The organism is Ramlibacter sp., assembly GCF_035548915.1.
Lineage (GTDB): Bacteria > Pseudomonadota > Gammaproteobacteria > Burkholderiales > Burkholderiaceae_C > Ramlibacter.
On the sequence record NZ_DASZSE010000050.1, the window covers coordinates 134,240 to 151,288 of the forward strand.

Annotated in this window: 18 protein-coding genes; 10 read left to right on the forward strand and 8 right to left on the reverse strand. The window is 65.3% G+C overall.

Annotated elements, in window-relative coordinates:
• Positions 1–3 precede the first annotated feature (3 nt).
• The 8 genes from VHA82_RS21955 to VHA82_RS21990 all read right to left on the reverse strand — a co-directional run bounded on the left by VHA82_RS21955 (position 4) and on the right by VHA82_RS21990 (position 6,381).
• On the reverse strand, positions 4–522 hold the full coding sequence (locus VHA82_RS21955; RefSeq protein ID WP_325547303.1) for an aromatic-ring-hydroxylating dioxygenase subunit beta: 519 nt from the start codon (positions 520–522) through the stop codon (positions 4–6).
• Entirely contained in the window at positions 519–1,796 is a 1,278-nt protein-coding gene (locus tag VHA82_RS21960) for an aromatic ring-hydroxylating oxygenase subunit alpha (protein WP_325547304.1), read from the reverse strand. The genes VHA82_RS21955 and VHA82_RS21960 overlap by 4 nt, the downstream gene beginning before the upstream one ends.
• Positions 1,797–1,803: 7 nt before the next feature.
• Positions 1,804–2,796, reverse strand: a complete 993-nt coding sequence (locus tag VHA82_RS21965; protein WP_325547305.1) for a tripartite tricarboxylate transporter substrate binding protein — start codon at positions 2,794–2,796, stop codon at positions 1,804–1,806.
• Positions 2,797–2,893: 97 nt separating this feature from the next.
• Positions 2,894–3,718, reverse strand: a complete 825-nt coding sequence (locus VHA82_RS21970; RefSeq protein ID WP_325547306.1) for a hypothetical protein — start codon at positions 3,716–3,718, stop codon at positions 2,894–2,896.
• 3 nt (positions 3,719–3,721) lie between these two features.
• Positions 3,722–3,976: a hypothetical protein gene (locus tag VHA82_RS21975; protein ID WP_325547307.1), complete on the reverse strand. Its 255-nt coding sequence runs from the start codon at positions 3,974–3,976 to the stop codon at positions 3,722–3,724.
• Positions 3,973–4,584, reverse strand: coding sequence for a 2-hydroxychromene-2-carboxylate isomerase (locus tag VHA82_RS21980; protein WP_325547308.1), 612 nt, complete (start codon positions 4,582–4,584; stop codon positions 3,973–3,975). The genes VHA82_RS21975 and VHA82_RS21980 overlap by 4 nt, the downstream gene beginning before the upstream one ends.
• A 12-nt stretch (positions 4,585–4,596) precedes the next feature.
• Entirely contained in the window at positions 4,597–5,586 is a 990-nt protein-coding gene (locus VHA82_RS21985; protein WP_325547309.1) for a dihydrodipicolinate synthase family protein, read from the reverse strand.
• Positions 5,587–5,700: 114 nt separating this feature from the next.
• Positions 5,701–6,381, reverse strand: a complete 681-nt coding sequence (locus tag VHA82_RS21990; RefSeq protein ID WP_325547404.1) for a TetR/AcrR family transcriptional regulator — start codon at positions 6,379–6,381, stop codon at positions 5,701–5,703.
• A 280-nt stretch (positions 6,382–6,661) separates the two neighbouring features.
• Here VHA82_RS21990 and VHA82_RS21995 point away from each other — a divergent pair, with 280 nt between their 5' ends.
• The 10 genes from VHA82_RS21995 (at position 6,662) to VHA82_RS22040 (ending at position 17,042) form a co-directional block, all read left to right on the forward strand.
• A complete protein-coding gene (locus VHA82_RS21995) occupies positions 6,662–7,939 on the forward strand; it encodes an alpha/beta hydrolase (protein WP_325547310.1) in 1,278 nt (425 codons plus the stop codon).
• A gap of 30 nt (positions 7,940–7,969) precedes the next feature.
• The gene (locus VHA82_RS22000; protein ID WP_325547311.1) at positions 7,970–8,881 is read left to right on the forward strand and encodes a VOC family protein; all 912 of its coding nucleotides are present in this window, start codon (positions 7,970–7,972) and stop codon (positions 8,879–8,881) included.
• The gene (locus VHA82_RS22005) at positions 8,878–9,678 is read left to right on the forward strand and encodes a maleate cis-trans isomerase family protein (protein WP_414708679.1); all 801 of its coding nucleotides are present in this window, start codon (positions 8,878–8,880) and stop codon (positions 9,676–9,678) included. Before VHA82_RS22000 ends, VHA82_RS22005 begins: the two co-directional genes overlap by 4 nt.
• Positions 9,675–10,907: a flavin-dependent oxidoreductase gene (locus VHA82_RS22010; protein WP_325547312.1), complete on the forward strand. Its 1,233-nt coding sequence runs from the start codon at positions 9,675–9,677 to the stop codon at positions 10,905–10,907. The genes VHA82_RS22005 and VHA82_RS22010 overlap by 4 nt, the downstream gene beginning before the upstream one ends.
• Positions 10,908–10,941: 34 nt before the next feature.
• Positions 10,942–11,742: an SDR family NAD(P)-dependent oxidoreductase gene (locus VHA82_RS22015; RefSeq protein ID WP_325547313.1), complete on the forward strand. Its 801-nt coding sequence runs from the start codon at positions 10,942–10,944 to the stop codon at positions 11,740–11,742.
• A gap of 28 nt (positions 11,743–11,770) precedes the next feature.
• Positions 11,771–12,931, forward strand: coding sequence for an aromatic ring-hydroxylating dioxygenase subunit alpha (locus VHA82_RS22020; protein ID WP_325547314.1), 1,161 nt, complete (start codon positions 11,771–11,773; stop codon positions 12,929–12,931).
• Positions 12,924–13,406, forward strand: a complete 483-nt coding sequence (locus VHA82_RS22025) for an aromatic-ring-hydroxylating dioxygenase subunit beta (protein ID WP_325547315.1) — start codon at positions 12,924–12,926, stop codon at positions 13,404–13,406. Before VHA82_RS22020 ends, VHA82_RS22025 begins: the two co-directional genes overlap by 8 nt.
• Positions 13,407–13,433: 27 nt before the next feature.
• On the forward strand, positions 13,434–14,396 hold the full coding sequence (locus tag VHA82_RS22030; RefSeq protein ID WP_325547316.1) for a tripartite tricarboxylate transporter substrate binding protein: 963 nt from the start codon (positions 13,434–13,436) through the stop codon (positions 14,394–14,396).
• Between the two features lie 17 nt (positions 14,397–14,413).
• Positions 14,414–15,886 (forward strand): aldehyde dehydrogenase family protein, encoded by a 1,473-nt coding sequence (locus VHA82_RS22035; RefSeq protein ID WP_325547317.1) that lies wholly within the window; start codon positions 14,414–14,416, stop codon positions 15,884–15,886.
• Between the two features lie 85 nt (positions 15,887–15,971).
• Positions 15,972–17,042, forward strand: coding sequence for an aromatic ring-hydroxylating dioxygenase subunit alpha (locus VHA82_RS22040; protein ID WP_325547318.1), 1,071 nt, complete (start codon positions 15,972–15,974; stop codon positions 17,040–17,042).
• Positions 17,043–17,049 lie beyond the last annotated feature (7 nt).

The window sequence follows — 17,049 nt, forward strand, 5'->3', positions numbered from 1 at the left end:
CGACTACAGGATGAAAGCCATGCTGCGCACGGGACCCGACCCCGTGACGAGCATCGCCTTCTTGAAGAACATGGCCAGGCTGCCGTCCTGGCGCCGCCTCAGGCGGTGTTCGGCCCGGCCCGGCCAGACTTCCAGCCCGCGGCCGGATTGCTTCGCAAGCTCGTACAGCACGAAGTTGGAGAAGACATGCAGGTCGCCTTGCGACGTTTGCGCGACCTCGATGTTGGAAATCATCCGCCGCATTGCCGATGCGGGCTTCTGCGACAGGCGATTGCCGGTGTCGAGCTGCTTGATCCGGTTGGCAAGCCGCGCGCGGTTGTCGTAGGTGATCGACAAGTCCTTGCTCGGGTCGAAGTCTCCCTCGCCGAGCGGAATCCAGTAGATCATGTCGTCCTCGACGAGCGCTTCCCATTCGCGATAGCGGGATTCATCCGCCAGCCGCGCCTCCCGAAAGAGAAATTGCTCGACCTCGTGAAACAGCTCGGCGCCAACGCCGGTTTCGGCTCGCGCGTCTTCCGTCATGCCTTCATTACCTTTTGGTACTGGCGCCAGAATGCACGCGTGCTCGTCTCATCGGTGGCGTACCCCGTCCTGATGCCCTGTGCTTCTTCCTCGCGGTTCAGGCCGCGGCTCAGGTCGAGCCAGCCCGCGCGGCCGCGTCCGGCCGATTGCAGGCGCTCGAAGATGACCGCATCGTCGGCCAGCAGGAAGGACGACGGACCCAGCGCGCCCTCGGATTGCCGCAGCGCGCGAGCGTTCATCGACGCATCGGCGCCCTCGAACAGCATGGCTGTGTGCCACTGGACCGATTCGTCCGCCGAGATCGGCTGGAAGATCACGATGTTCGCCTCGCCGATGAACAGGTTGGGAAAGATCGTGACGTGCGGCGCGCCTTCGAGCATGAGCCGGTGCGCGCGCTCCTTGCCGTACGCGAGCTCCATCGCTTCGACATAGCCCGGCAACTTCTCGGCGCTCGATCCGAGCCATTCGAGAATCTTCTTGTACCGCGGGACGAAATTGACTTCGCCGTGCCCGTTGCCAAGGTCCCTCGACTCGGCCACGCGCTCGCGCTCGGGTGCGGCGGTCACGTCGTACTGCGTGCGAAAAGTCTGCAGGAACGACGCGTGGACCACCGGCGTGTGGTAGCCGTCGGTCGCGTTTTCAAGCAGCGATTTCCAGTTGCCGCGGATCGCATGGCGTGCCCACCCCGCGCAGAGCGAAATCCTTCCCGTCGGCGACTGGTCGGCTGCGCGGTCGATCATCGCCGCCGCATGCCCCAGATGGGCCGGCAACGATCCGGCGCCGGCGTCGAAGCTCGCAAAGACGAATCCGCGATAGCTGTCGACAAGCGCGGGCCCCTGGAGATGGAACTCTTCCTTCGGCTTGCAAAAACCGTTGGGGCGAGGGACGGCGAGCAACTCGCCGTCCAGCGAGAAAGACCACGCGTGGTATTGGCACGTCAGGACTCGCGCGTTCCCCTTTTCCGTCGGGCAGATCCGGTTGCCCCTGTGGGTGCACCGGTTCGAGAGCACGCGCACCACGCCTGCCTGGTTGCGGACCATGACGACTTCTTCGAGGCCGATGAAGCGGCAGACGTAGTCACCGGGATTGGGGATTTCCGACTCGTGGCCAACGAATACCCAACCGCCATAGAAGATTCGCTGCATTTCGTCGTCGAAAACCACCGGGTCGCAATACAGGCTGGCGTGCACACGATCGTGCTCGATCAGGGCGCCATAGCCGGTTGCGCGGCGTTCCTTCGGCGGCGTCACGATGCTCCCAGGAGTCAGGTCCATGATGGGTTCAGCGCTGGGGTTCGAGTTTCGATTCGGCCATGATCCGCCGGAAACTTTCCACTTCGGCGGCCGCCCCCTTCCGCGCCGCGTCGAGGCTCCTGTCGCTCGGCGTCAGTTGGAGCCTGGCGAGCATCGCCGCCGCATCCGGGGCCGCCATGACGGCGGCCGCGTCCTCATGGATCTTTTTCTGCAGTGCCTGGTTCATGTCGGGTGGGCCGACAAGGAAGTACCGGATGCCGAAAGAGAAATCCTGCACGCCGCTTTCCGCGAAGGTCGGCAGGTCCTTCGCGGCCGGATTCCGCTCGGCGGACGTGATGGCGATGATCTTCACTTTCGGAACCAGCGCGAGGGCGCTCGAAAGCGACACCATGGCGATGTCGAGGTGACTGCCCGCCAGCGCATTCAGGATGTCGGATTCACCCTTGTAAGCCGCCTGGGTGAACTTGATTCCGTTCCTCAGGCCGAAGATCACCATCCGCACGTGGGAATCTCCACCCATTCCGAGAAGGCCGAGGCTGGTCCGGCCTTCCTGCTGCTTTGCATAAGCGATCAGTTCGCGCACATCCTTGGCGGGAAGATCCGGCCTGGCTACGAGTGCGTAGCCAGCCTCGCCCAACTGCAGGAGCGGCGTCAGTGCGGTCGGCTCGTAGTTCAGGCTCGTGTAATAGAGCTTGCGCGTGAAAGTCGCATGCATCGCGAGATGCAGCGTGTAGCCATCCGGCGGCGAATGGGCGACCTTGGCCGTACCTATGGTCTGCCCTGCGCCCGGAATGTTTTCGACGACCACCGGCTGACCCCACCGTTTCGAAAGGCCGTCGCCCAGGAACCGGGCAAGGCTGTCCGTCTGGCCTCCGGGCGGCGCGCTGACCACGATCTTCACCGCGCGCGTCGGGAACGGGTCCTGCGCATGCGCCGCGGTGGCAGCGATGGCGACGGACGCGAGGATGGCCGCAACGCGCGCGCCTTGCCGTGAGAATTGGATCATCGAACCGAGGCGCATGATGTGTCTCCGTCTGGAAAAAAAAGAGTGAAGTCGACGGCACGCATGCCGTCGCCGCGCAATGCGCAGGCGTATTTCTTCGCTCGACAGCGCACGCTCAGGCGGCTACCGCGAGCTCGGCGAAACCGAGCCCCGTCACCCACGGCGCCACGGGCTCGTACGCCAGAACGCGGCTTTCAAGCCGGGGGACGGCCGCCATCGCCACGATCCAGTTGCGCACTTCAAGCGCGCCGTTGCCTGCCTCATCGACGATCTCCTTGTCCGAAAGATTGGCGAGCTCGTCGATGTCGTTTTCTTCCACCAGCTTGAGCACGCGAGCGTCGAACTCCGGGTTGATCTTGCCCATGTCCGCCATCCCCACCCAGTGGCTGATCCCGCCCGTGCCGAGCATGACCACCCGCTCGTCCCCGGGCCATTGGGCGATCGCGCGACCGATCATGCCGCCGAGTTCCTTGCAGCGCCTGCCCTGGATGAACGGCGTCATGCCGCACGAGACGTAGATGGGAACGCAACGAACCGGCTTCGGCACGCAGAGGTGCAACGGGACCATGGTCGAGTGGTCCAGGACCATCGATTTCGCGACCGCCCAGTCGAAGCCGTTCTCGAAGCCGAAATTCATGATGTGTTCGGCGAGTGGCATGTGGTTGGCGACATGCCGACGCTCGATGCCGAGCCAAGGCTCGATCGGCCCTTCGAGATCCCCGATGCCGATCAGGATCCGCGGGTGGCAATTCGGCGCGAACATCGCGCAGTGATCGTCGCCGATCACGACGACCGTGTCCGCCTCCAGCGCCTCGATGCGGTCGTGCACGGTGCGAAACGCGTCGAGCACCCTTTCCGCCTGCTCCGCGGAGGCCGCCCGAGGTGACGCTGTGATGAGCGGGTCATGAGGCACGCAGAAGCCCCCGACGATGGATGCCATGGTCTATCCCTTCAGTTCGCGCAGGTAGTCGGAAACCTTGTCGCGCCCCTGCAGTGCCGAAAACGCCCGCATCGCGAGCATGTGATTGAGGCCCCGGTCGGTCAGCTCGCGAAAACGCAGGCCCAGGACCATTTGCGCTTCTTCGGCCTCGAGGGGATACGAGGCAAGGAACTTCGCGGGGTCGGCCTTGTAAGCGGCAGCGATCGCCGGCGACGAAGCTATTTCGTACAGGACGCGTTCGACGGTATGGATGCTCATGATGGGGCGCCCGTTCTCGCGGCGTGCGTCGCGGCGGCCAGCGTTTCGCACATGAGCTCGAGCCGGTCGTTGCCCCACCACATGTCATCGCCCACCTGCATGGTCGGCACACCGAACACGCCTCGGGCATGGGCATTTTCGTTCGAATCGTTCAGCAACTTCGACGATTCGTCCGACGCAACGAAACGCAGAAACTCCGCCCGGTCCCAGCCCAGCGACTGCGCGACATGGCCGAGGACCTCGTCGCTGCTCATGTCGCCGCCCTGCCCATAGACCTCCCGCCACAACCGTGTGACATAACCTCCGGCCGCGGAGCGTTGCGCGGCGTAGAACACCCCCCGGTTCGCACGCGATGAGTCATATGACACAAGGGGGACGAGGGTCACACCGTATTTACGGGCCCAGCGCTGCATGTCGGCACGGGCGTACTTGAGCTTGAGCGGCATGTCGCGCGTCGCGGGCCCGGTGTTGTTCGCCTTTTTCTTGATCCAGGCCAGGTCGACAACGTGGTAGGCCAGCTCGTGGCCGAGAGCGCGCGCGAGTTCCGGCAGGCGCTGGTGCGCGAGGTAGGCGTAAGGGCTCAGGAAGTCGAAGTAGAAGTCGATCATGCGGGCACCGTCTCAACCGGCGTACCGCGCCGCATGCTGTGCCCAGAGCCGCCCTGCCTCTTCGGCTCCCTTGAGGTAATCGGGAGGAACGAGGTGATATGGCGGGCGGCAGGGGCCCGCCTTCATCCACCCCGCGGCGTTCATGCGAGCCTTTTCGAGGCCGACGTTGTATTTGGAAAACTCGGCGAAATCGCCTCGCGGGAACAGTGGCGCCAGCGCCGCTGCCACCGATTCGGCGACTTCACGGGCGACAGTCCAGTCGTTGCTGCGCTTGGCCTTGTCGACCTCGTCGCGCAGCTTGATCGCGAGCTCGGGCCCGCAGACGGCGCCTCCCGTCCAGAACCCGGTGCACTGATCGGGCGCCATGCGTGCCGCGGCGTAGTAGTTGTTGTCCGTCGGCAGCAGGCGAATGCGGCCTTTCGTGAGCCGCAGGTCCGCCAGCAGGCGATCGATGCCCACGTACTTGGCCGTGACCACCTGCGGAATCTCGGACACCTGGGCCCAGAACGGCCGCGGGAAATCGAACTTGAACGCCTCCGGATTGGCGTAGACGCATATCGCGGTGTCGGGGCAAGCCTCGGCGACGTCACGATAGAACTGGACGGCCGTCGGTACATCGGCCTTGCACCACATCGGCACGCCCAGCATCGTTCCGTCCACGCCGATGTCGGCCGCCGCGCGCGTCTGCTCGATCGATTCGCGGGTATTGAGCGACGTCGTGCCGCCGAAGAACGGGACGCGGCCCGCGACCGTTTCGACGACCGTCGCCATGAACGCCTTCTTTTCGGCCCAGGTCAGCGTCGCGCCCTCGCCGAAGGTCCCGAGGCTCAGGATGCCATTGACGCCGGACCGGATGAGCTTGTCGACCGTGCGCGCGGTTTCGTCCAGGTCGACCGTGTCGGTCGCGCGCCAGTCCGACGCGTTGTCCTTGGCGGGCGTGGGGATGATTGCCCAAGCGCCGTGAATGTCCGCCGCGCTGAGACGCGCCTTCGATTTGGGCATGTTCCGGTGTCTCCTGACCGATCTTCCAACAATTGACGAAGTAGACCAGTTTTAGACACTTACGTCAATTCATGATGGAGACTGCCCGCCCGCGATGCGCCATGGGCCGATCGCTCAGCTTTTCGAGATGACTTTCAGCTGGCGCTCCAGGTAAGACAGATCTTCGCGCAGCAGCCTGAACGATTCCCACACGTCGGGCGTGCGCGCCACGCGCGCGTCCTCGCGCATCAACGCATGCACGGCCATGTCCGCAATGGCTCCGGAGACCTCTTCCGCTTTCATTCGCCCCCCCGGTTGAAACCACCATGCGGTCCAGTTGCACATCCCGATCAGCGCGAAGGCGGCCACGTCCGCATCGACGACACGGAACCTTCCGCTCGAGATTCCGCGCTCGATGACCGCCCGGAAATTCTCGAAGATCGCCCGGCGCGCACCCTGCGCCGCCCGGACGTGCTCATCGGAAAGCTCGCGCTCGTTGCGCTCGATCACGCGAAATCCCTGGGGATGGGACATGATCACGGCCGCATGCTGCTGCACGAGATCCCGCAGCGTCGCGACGACGTCGAAATCGCCCCGGGCCATGACGCTCGCGCCGATGCGGCGCGCCGAAAGCGTGACCTCCTCCGAGAGAGCCTGGAGGATGTCTTCCTTCTTCCTGAAGTAGTAGTAGACGGCCGTGCGCGTCAGCCCCAGCGATTCGGCGATGTCCTGGATGCTGGTGCCCGCCGTCCCCCGCTGGATGAACAGTGTCACCGCGGTTTCCAGGATCGCGCGTCGAAGCACCTCACCTTTCATGCTGGGCCGGCCGGGCTTGCCGAAAGCCGCGGGCTCGCCGCTCGACGCCTTCGCCGCTTTCGCCGTCGCGCGGCGGCCCGTGGCGCGGGCGGTTGGCCCTTGGGTTTTCCTCGACGCCGGCGCTCTCTTCTGCATGTTGTGTGCGGGGGTAGCTTGCCGACGATCATACCGAAGAGACTCGGCAATCCGGCAGTGAAATTATCGACTCCTGCGTCAAATATATGTCATACTTGCCAAACAACATGCTTGCCAAACAAGGCACAAATAGGACAGGAGTCCGATGCTTTCCTCCGACAGTCGCGCCCTTGCTTCCGCAGCCGTGACCGCGGGGTTCCTCAATACCGATTGGAGCCCCCGCGACGTACCGTCCGGCACCACCACGCGCAACGTGGCGCTTCGCACCGCCGACGATGCCGCGACCGGCGGATCGCTCTACGTGCCCGCGGGCCGCCGCCCGAAGACCGTGGTGTGCGTGATGCACCCACGCGAGTTCATGGCCTGCCACTACCTCATCCCCGACATTGTCTCGGCGGGATTCGCGGCGTGGTCGCAATCGCCCCGCTCCGTCGGCAACGACCTTCGCCTCGAACACGAAATCGCGTTGCACGACGTCGCCGCGGGACTTGCCTTTCTGAGAGGCGAGGGGTTCGAGAAGATCGTCCTGGTCGGAAACTCCGGCGGCGCGGGCCTCTTTGTGCTCTACGCCGAGCAGGCAGCTTTGCCCGCGCAGGCGCGCATCGAGCGCACGCCTGCGGGACGGCCGACGGGACTCGATGGTCTTGTCATGCCTGCCGTGGACGGCCTGATCCTGCTGGCCCCCCATCCCGGCCAGGGCGCGCTCCTCCTCAACTGCATCGACCCCTCCGTCGTCGACGAGAACGCACCGCTCGAAGTCGACCCGGCCCTCGATCCGCTGAGCGCCGCCAACGGCTTCGGCGGGCCGGGCAAGACGCACTACGCCCAGGACTTCGTGGCCCGCTACCGGCAAGGTCAGCGTGCTCGGGTGGAGCGCATCGATGCCTTCGCACGCGGGCTGCTGTCGCGCCGCACGCAAGCGCGCGGGCGCGTCAAGGCGGGCGGCGGCGAGAGTTCCGTCATCGATCGGCGAGAGGCCGCTCATTCGTCCATCTTCAGCGTCTGGCGCACCGATGCGGACTTGCGCTGCTTCGACCTCACCCTGGACCCATCGGAGCGGAAGTTCGGTTCGCTCTGGGGCAAGGACCCCTTCGCTTCGAATTTCGGGTCGGTCGGATTCGCGCGGGTGTGCACGCCCGAAAGCTGGCTCTCGACGTGGTCGGCCATCTCGTCCAATGCAGGGCTCGCCCGCACGCTTGCTTCGGTCGCCTCGCCCGTCCTGCTCATCGAATACACAGGGGACCAGGCGTGCTTCCCCTCGGACCTGCGCAAGATCGAATCGATGATCACGTCGACGGACAAGCAGCAATTTCGCGTGCGAGGCGATCATCATGGCCGCGCTTTGTCGGCAGGCGAGGAAGCCGGCCGCTACATAGCGGGACGGCACGTACAGGCTTGGCTCAGGGACCGCTTCGCGGCCTGACGAAAACAAGAAAACACAAGGAGTTCTGCGATGGCAACTGCGACATCCGAAAAGCTTCCTCCGAAGCTGGGCCTGCATGGCGTGGACCACACCGCGCGGCCAACCTGGAAGCTGCGCGAAACGATCGAGTTCTATCGCGACAAGCTCGGCCTGCCGCTCGTTCACGTGATTTCCGCGCGCGGCTGGGGCCCGAGCACGCACCCGGACTTCGTGCACTTCTTCTTCGACAGCGGCAACGGCAGCACCATCGCATTCTTCTACTACCTCGGCAGCGAAGAGCCCGACCTGCTGCGGGGCCGCGCGGAGCTCGCCCCTCTGCCGGAAGATCACGTGTTCGATGCGACGCATACAGCCTGGCTCGTGCCCGACGCCGGCGCGCTGATGGCATGGAAGGGACGTCTCGAATCGATGGGACTCGACGTGTCCGCACCGACGACGCACGAGACGATCCAGTCGATCTACGTGCGCGATCCAAACGGCTACTTCATCGAATTTACCTACAAGCTGCGCGCCATCGGTGATGTCGACGCCGAGGATGGCTCGCTCACGCTGCAGGCGGCGCTTCTTGCCGAAGACGAAGCGCGAGCCGCGGGTGGGCAGTTCCGCATCGACGATGTGTGGCGCCACAAGGCCAGGCTCTTGCAAGCGAACGCCGGCGCGCCGGCCGCGGGGAAAGCACGTCTCTTCGTCCCGAGGGTCAAGGAGTTCGAGCCGCTGCTCGACGCCGCGCGTCAACGCAAGGGTTGCAGGATCGTGCCGCTGGCAAGTCACGATGCGGTCGAGAGCGATGGGCCGCTGGAATTCGGGCGAAAAGAGCTGGGGATGACGCCGGCCCTCTGGTATGGCCTCGCGACCGGTGGGCTCGACGGCATCATCGAGGTGTTCGACCGCGACCGAATTCTCATCGTGCCCGCGCCGAGCCGGGAAGTGGAAGCCGCGTGAGCACTTCCAGCCCCCCCACGTTCCGGATCGGCCAGATCGTCCCGAGCTCCAACACCACGATGGAGACCGAGATACCCGCGATGCTTCGCGCGCGCGAAGCGCTTCATGCCGAGCGGTTCACGTTCCATTCGAGCCGCATGCGGATGCACAAGGTCACGAAGGAGCAACTCGCCGCGATGAACCGCGAAGGCCTGCGCTGCGCCGCGGAATTGGCCGACGCGCGCGTGGACGTGCTGAGCACGGCATGCCTCGTGGCCATCATGGCCATGGGTGCAGGCTATCACCGGTCGGTCGAGCGCGAACTGGCCGAAGTCGTTGCGGCCAATGCCTGCAAGGCCGCCGTGATGACGTCGGCCGGAGCATTGATCGAGGGCCTGAAGATCATGGGGGCCAGACGCGTCGCACTCATCGCGCCGTACATGAAGCCATTGACGGCGCTTGTCGTCGAGTACATCCGCGCCGAAGGCATCGATGTAGTGGCCAGCCTGTCGTTCGAAATCGAGGACAACCTCGATGTCGGGCGCAGAGACCCCCGGCTGCTGGCCGAGGACGTGAAGCGCATCGACACCCGCGGCGTCGACGCGGTCGTCCTCTCCGCGTGCGTGCAGATGCAGTCCCTGCCGGTGATCGACCTGGTCGAACAACGCCTGGGTACACCCGTCGTTTCCACGGCCGTGTGCACGGTGCGCGGCATGCTTGACCGACTCGGTCTGGAACCCGTCGTTCCGGGCGCAGGGGCCCTGCTTTCCGGTCGCTACCGGACCCCGACCGGGCAGGCCGTGGGAGCGGCCGCATGAAAGTCGCCATCGCCGGCGGGGGCATCGGTGGGCTCACGCTGGCTCTGTACCTGAACCGAGTCGGCGTCGATTGCACGGTGTACGAAGCGGTGCCTGAAATCAAGGCGCTGGGCGTGGGCATCAATATCCTGCCACATGCTTTTCGGCGGCTCGCGGAACTCGGGTTGGCCGATGCGCTTGCCGAGCGGGGCGTTGAGCCGCGCGAGTTCAGCTTCTACAACCGCCACGGCCAGTTCATCCATTCGGAGCCCTGCGGCCGGTTCGCGGGGTACGAGTGGCCGCACTTCTCGATCCATCGCGGGGACCTGCACGAAGTCCTCATGAACGCCGTGCGCGAGCGCCTCGGGCCCCGCGGTGTGCTGACCGATCGGCGCCTGATGCGATTCGAACAATCCGAGGCGAGCGTGCAAATCACTTTCGAGGATGCCGAGGGCACCCCGCATGCTGAGACGGCGGATGCGCTCATCGGCTGCGACGGCATTCATTCGGCTGTCCGCCGCCAGCTCTACCCGGACGAAGGGCCGCCCGCCTTCGACGGCATTCACATGTGGCGCGGCGCGACACGCGCAAAGCCTTTCCTGGGCGGCCACAACATCATGCGATGCGGGTCGCTGCGTTTCGGAAAGGTCATCATCTACCCGATCCGGAACTATCCGGACGGCACACAACTCATCAACTGGGTGGCCGAAATCCGCAAAGGGGCGTTGCTTCATGCCGACTGGAGCCGCCGCGGACGGCTTGAAGATTTCATCGAGTACTACGCAGACCGCCACTTCGAATGGCTGGACATCCCGGCATTGATGGCCAACACCGAGTTCACCCTCGAATATCCGATGGTCGACCGCGATCCCCTGCCCCGGTGGACTTTCGGACGCGTGACGCTGCTCGGCGATGCCGCGCATCCCATGTATCCCCGCGGCGGAAACGGGGCTGCGCAGGCAATCCTCGATGCCGAATGCATGGCAGCCGCGCTCGTGGGCGCGAGGGTTCCCGAGGAGGCCCTGCAAGCCTACGAAGCGCAGCGTCGAGAGACCACCTCGAACGTCGTGCTGACGAACCGCACCCAGCCGCCCGACTTCATCATCGAATCCGTGGAGACCGCCACGGGCGGCGCGCCGTTCACCAGGCTCGAAGACGTGCTCCCCGCGGAGAAGATCCGCGACATCTCCAGGCGGTACCAGCGTGTCGCCGGCATGGATGTCGGGTCGGTGAATCGCCCGGCTTCCTGATACGTCTTCTTCACTCGAGCAAAAGGCAAACAGCTTGGACCCCACCCGCAATTTCCGGCGTGACTTCGAGGGAAAGATCGCACTCGTGACCGGCGCGGGCGCCGGCATAGGACGCTCGATCGCGATCGAGTTCGCCGAACGCGGCGGGCTGCCGCTCGTCACCGATCGCGATGTCTCGCTGGCCGAAGAAGTCGTCGGCTCCATCAAGGCGCAGGGCGGGCAAGCCTCGGCCATGGGCCTCGACGTGCGCGACGCGCAGGGGCTGCGGGGCGCGGTCGAGGCGTGCGTCGCGCTGGGCGGGCTCGATGTGGTTTTCAACGTGGCCGGGACCAACATCCCGAAGAACGTCGAGACCATGGAGGAAGAAGAATGGGAGGCCGTGATGGAGACCAACCTCACGTCGATCTTCCGCAGCTCCAAATACGCGATCCCGCACATGCGCAGGCGGGGCGGCGGCGCGATCGTGAACGTCGCATCCATCGCCGGCGTCATGGCCGAGAACCGCTGCGGCGCATACAGCGCCTCCAAGGGCGGCGTCGTGCTGTTGACGAAGAACATGGCGATGGACTTCGCGCGCGACAACATCCGGGTCAACGCGGTCGCACCGGGCTCGACACGCACACCGCGCACCGAGCAGTACTGGAAGCGCTCGCCCACGGGCCAAAGCGAAGCGGCGCAGTTGTGCCCGATGAAGCGCTCCGCCGAGCCGGCGGAAATCGCGCGGCCGGCGTTGTTCCTCGCATCGGATGACGCCTCCTACATCACAGGCGCCATCCTGGTCGTGGACGGCGGCCTCACGGCAGGTTTCCGCATCCCGACTTTCGACCGGATGTGACTGCCCCGAGACGATGGAAATGGAATCGATGAAAGCAGTTGATTGGCCGTCGGAACTGAACAAGGTTCCCAAAGAGGTCTTTTGCCGCGAGGACGTGTTCGAGCGCGAGATGGAGCGCATCTACAAGGGCCCGCAATGGCATCCGGTGGCGCACCAGTGCGAAGTCCCCAACCCCGGCGACTACAAGACCATGCACATCGGTCCCGTGCCGGTCCTGGTTGTTCGCGGAGACGACCGCGCGGTTCGCGTCTTCGTGAATTCATGCCCTCACCGCGGCACGCAGCTGAAGACGTGCAGCCGGGGTACGAGCCGCGCCATCGAGTGCCCCTATCACCGCTGGGCATTCAACACGCGCGGTGAGCTCCTGGGCGCGCCGGGGCTCCAGGACTTTCCCGCCGGGTTCCGCAAGGAAGACAACGGGCTGAAATCTCTTCGCACGGCGCTTCTGCACGGGGTGGTGTTCACCACGCTGAGTGCCGAGGTCGCGGACCTGGAGACCTATCTGGGCGGCACGCCGGAATACATCGCGCGGGCGCTGGGGGGCGATGGCCGCCTCAAGCTCATGGGCTATCAGAAGGTCACGTTCGCCACGAACTGGAAGGAGTACAGCGACAACGAGGGCTACCACGCGCCGCTGCTGCACGGTGCTTTCAGGCTCTTGCAGTGGCAAGGCGGCAAAGGCGTTCAGTTCATCGCGGGCGACGCGCACAAGGTGACCGCGGCCGAACTGGGCCATGCGCCGGACAACGGTTTCCTGAACGACCCGAGCCTCATCCAGCTGTTCGACAGATCCAGGGCGCCGCAGTCGATCATCGTGGCGCTGTTTCCGGTGAGCCTCATCCTGAAGCACCTCGACGTCATGACGATTCGCTACGCCATTCCTCGCTCCCCCGACAGCACGGAGGTGCACTACGCGTACTTTTCGCACGTGGACGACAGCCCCGAGCTGGAGCGGCACCGCTTGCGCCAGGCGTCCAACCTGCTCGGGCCCAGCGGATTGATTTCGCTCGAGGATGGCGCCGTGTTCAACCGCCTTCATGTGGGGGCTGCCGGTGGCGGGACCGCCAACTTCCAGAAGGGCGTGGGCGACCTCACGGAGCTGCGCACCACCCTCGCCCAGAACGACGAGGCGGGCAACCTGGTCCGGTGGGAACACTACCGCAAGCTGATGGGGTTCGACCGTGGGTGAACTCGAACTGATTTCGCGCGTGGATGCCCTGCAGCTGCGCTACGCGGACGCACTCGACAGCAAGGACATGGATGCGTGGGTGAACTGCTTCGACGAGCAAGGCGCTTCCTACATCTGCATTGCCCTTGAGAACGTGCGCGATGAGCTTCCCCTCGCGCTCATGATGGACGACAGCATTGCGCGCATCCGCGACCGGGCCAAGTTCGTGACGAAGGTCTGGGCGGGCACGTTCGAGGACTACACCACCCGGCACTTCGTGCAACGGCTCACCGTGCAACCGGGCACGGAGACCCTCGTGACGGTTCGCAGCAACTTCATGGTCACGTACACCACTGCGGCCGGATCGTCCGAAATTCTCGCGACCGGCCAGTACCTCGACGAGATCGGACTGCCCGATTCGGGCGCGTTCTTCCGCTCGCGCCGCGCCGTTCTCGACACCGTCGCAACACCCCGCTACCTGGTCTATCCGATCTGACCGCTTTCAACGCAAGGAGACAAGAACATGCTTTCACGCCGCAGCCTGATTTGCGCACTGCCGGCCGCCGCCCTCGCTTCGACGTCCGCGCTCGCGCAGCAGAACGTCATGCACATTGTGGTGCCGTTCGCGCCCGGCGCTTCAACCGACATGCTGGCGCGGATGGTCGGGCAGAAGGTCGCCGACAAGGTCGGCAAGGTGCTCGTCGTCGACAACAAGTCCGGCGCGGGCGGACAGATCGGCCTGCAGTACGTGGCCAAGGCGCCGGCTGACGGGAACACGCTCCTGCTCACGCCCTCGGGCCCGATGGTGATCACGGCGCACCTGATGAAGGTCCCGTACGACCCCATCAAGGACCTGACCCCCGTCGCGATGGTGGCCTACGTTCCCACGGCGATCGCCGTGAACGCGGACACGCCCTACAAGAGCCTGCAGGAGTTGCTGGCGGCAGCGAAGGACAGCGGCAAACCCATCAACTACAGCGTCTCCGCGCGGGGCACGCACATGCACCTTTCGGGTGAACTGCTGCGACGGCTGACGGCGACCAACTTCACGCCGATTCCCTACCGTGGCGCCGCGCCGGCGGCGACGGCCGTCGCGGGCGGCGAAGTGCCCATGACGATCTCGGACCTGAACACGCTCCTGCCGCTTGCCCGCAGCGGACGCATCCGGATCCTGGCCGTCACGGGTAGCCAGCGCACGAAGTCGGCGCCCGACATCCCCACCGTTTCGGAGCTCGGCATCAAGGGCTACAGCGCCGACGCGTGGATCGGGATGTTTGCCCCGGCGGGCACCCCGGAGGCGCTCGTGTCTCGCCTCAACGAGGAAACCTCGCGCGTGCTGGCGCTGCCCGAGGTCGTCGCCGCGCTGCAGGGCGCCGGTCTCGAGACGATGCCGATGACGGTGGCGCAAATGCAGTCCTTCGTCACCAAGGACAGCGACAAGTGGGCGGAGCTCGTTCGCGACGCGAAGATCAAGGTCGAGCAGTGAGCAGCAAGGAGCCAGACATGGGCGCGAATTCGAAGCTTGCACCGCCGCAGATCTGGAGCGGAAAGATCTACACCGGTCAATGGCAGTCGCCCAACGGCGGCACACACCCGATCCTCGACAAGGCCGGCGGCGAGGAGATCGGCCGCATCGGCTTCGCGTCCGCCGCCGACGTGGCGCACGCGGCGGGAATCGCGAGCGCGGCGCAGAAGGAATGGGCCAAGCTGCCCGCACCTGCACGCGGCGAGGCACTTCGCCGCTTCGCCGCGGCGTTTCTCGACCACGTGGATGAAATCGCGCAATGGCTGATCCGCGAAACCGCATCGAGCCGCCTCAAGGGTCGCTGGGAGGCGCAACTGGCATCGAAGGTCGTGATGGAGGGCGCCATGCTCACGAGCCAGCCGTCGGGAGTGATCCTGCCGACCTGGGAGGCGGGCCGGCAAAGCTTCGCGATGCGCATTCCGGTCGGCGTCGTGGCCGTCATCACCCCGTGGAACTCGCCGCTCACGCTTGCTTGCCGCGCGATCGCGCCGGCGCTCGCGATGGGCAATGCGGTGCTCCTGAAACCCGATCCGCAGACGCCCGTGAGCGGCGGCGTCGTCCTTGCCGCGCTCGCGCAAGCCGCAGGCCTGCCGGAGGGCCTTCTGCATATCCTGCCGGGTGGCGTCGAAACCGGAGAAGCGCTGGTCTGCGAACCGCGCGTCGACATGGTTTCGTTCACGGGTTCCACGCGCGCGGGCAGGCGCGTGGGGGCGCTCGCCGGCGAGCACGGGAAACGGGTGTCGCTGGAGCTCGGCGGCAACAACGCCTATGTGGTGCTGCCCGACGCCGACGTCACCGCGGCGGCCGCCGCCGGCGCGTGGGGTTCGTTTTTCCACCAGGGCCAGATCTGCACGACCACGGGCAGGCACATCGTGCATGTGTCCATCGCCGACGCCTATACCAGCGAGCTTGCCGCGCGCGCGAACAAGCTGCGCATGGGCGACCCTTTCCGGTCCGACGTGGACCTCGGCCCACTCATCAACGAGAAGCAGGCGGTGAATGTGGAACGCGTCGTCAAGGAGTCGGTCGCCGCGGGCGCCAGGGTCCTCACCGGCGGCAGCCGCGATGGCCTGTACTACCCGCCGACGATCCTCACGAACGTGCGTCCCGGCATGCCTGCGTTCGACGAGGAGATATTCGGCCCCGTGGCGCCGATCGTCACGTTCGAGACCGACGAGGAAGCCGTCGCCCTCGCCAATTCAACGCACTACGGGCTCGTGTCGTCGGTTGTCTCCCCCGATCTCGCGCGCGCCGGCCGCATCGCCGACCAGCTGCATGCCGGCATGGTCCACGTGAATGACCAGACCGTGGTCCACGAGGTCTATGGCCCCGTGGGCGGCGTGGGTGCTTCAGGCAACGGATGGAACTACGGCACGACGGTCAACGCCGATCAGTTCACCGAGTGGCAATGGCGGACGGTGCGGACGGCGGTCCCGAAGTACCCGTTCTGAGTAGGGTTTACGCGGTTCTTGCGGAGAGGTCTATTAGACATCATAGATTAATCTTCGACATCTCAGTCAATTTCTGGAGGCGCGCATGAGTTCGTACATCAAGAACGACTGGTACATGGCCGCATGGGCCGGCGAATTGACCGACCAGCCACTGGGTCGAAGGATCGCGAACGAACCGGTGTGCCTCTTCAGGGATGCCTCGGGCAAAGTGGCCGCGGTCGAGGACAGGTGCCCTCACCGTGCCGTCGCGCTCTCGCTCGGCAAGGTCGTCGCCCAAGGCATCGAATGCGGCTATCACGGCATCGTGTTCGACGGCAAAGGCGAATGCGTGCGCATTCCGGGCCAGTCGCACATTCCCTCCAAGGCGTGCGTTCGACACTACGCCGTCGAAGAGAAGGACTCGATTGTCTGGTTGTGGCTGGGCGACCCCGCCAAGGCGGACCGCTCGCTCATCGTCGACTACCCGTGGCACGGCGACACGAAGAAATGGCCGCACAAGGAAGGCCTGATCCCGGTTGCGTGCGACTACCGCATGCTGCTGGACAACATCATGGACCTCACGCACCTCGGCTACGTGCACGCCAGAACGATCGGCGGCTCGCCCGGGGCGCACTCCAATGCGTTGATGAAGACGGACCGCACCGAGCGCGGCGTCAAGTTCCAGCGCTGGCTGCTCGACAGCATGCCGCCCCCCACGTACCTGAAGGCCGCGAACTTCCCGGGGCACATCGACCGGTGGCAGGAACTCGAACTCATCACGCCGTGCTCGATCATCCAGTACACGGGCGGCGTGGACGTCGCCCAGGACGCCTATCACGGCGGCAGCCGCGAGGGTGGGTTCGCCATGCGCGTGCTCCATTGCGTCGTGCCTGAAACCGACACGACCTGCCATTACTTCTTCTCGGTCGCCAACGGCTGGGCGCAGGACAACCCGCAGGTGACGGAAATCGCCTATGGGCAGGTGTACCCGACGCTGATCGAAGACAAGGTGATCTGCGAGAACCAGCAGAAGCTTGTTGCCGACTTTCCCGACCGGGAGACCGTGGACATCAAATCCGACGAAGCGCGCATCGTGTTCCGCCGCCAACTCGACAGGCGTATTGCCGAAGAGCAGGCGCTTCAGGCGGCCAGTGGCGCTGCGCTTTCACCGGCCTGAACATCCC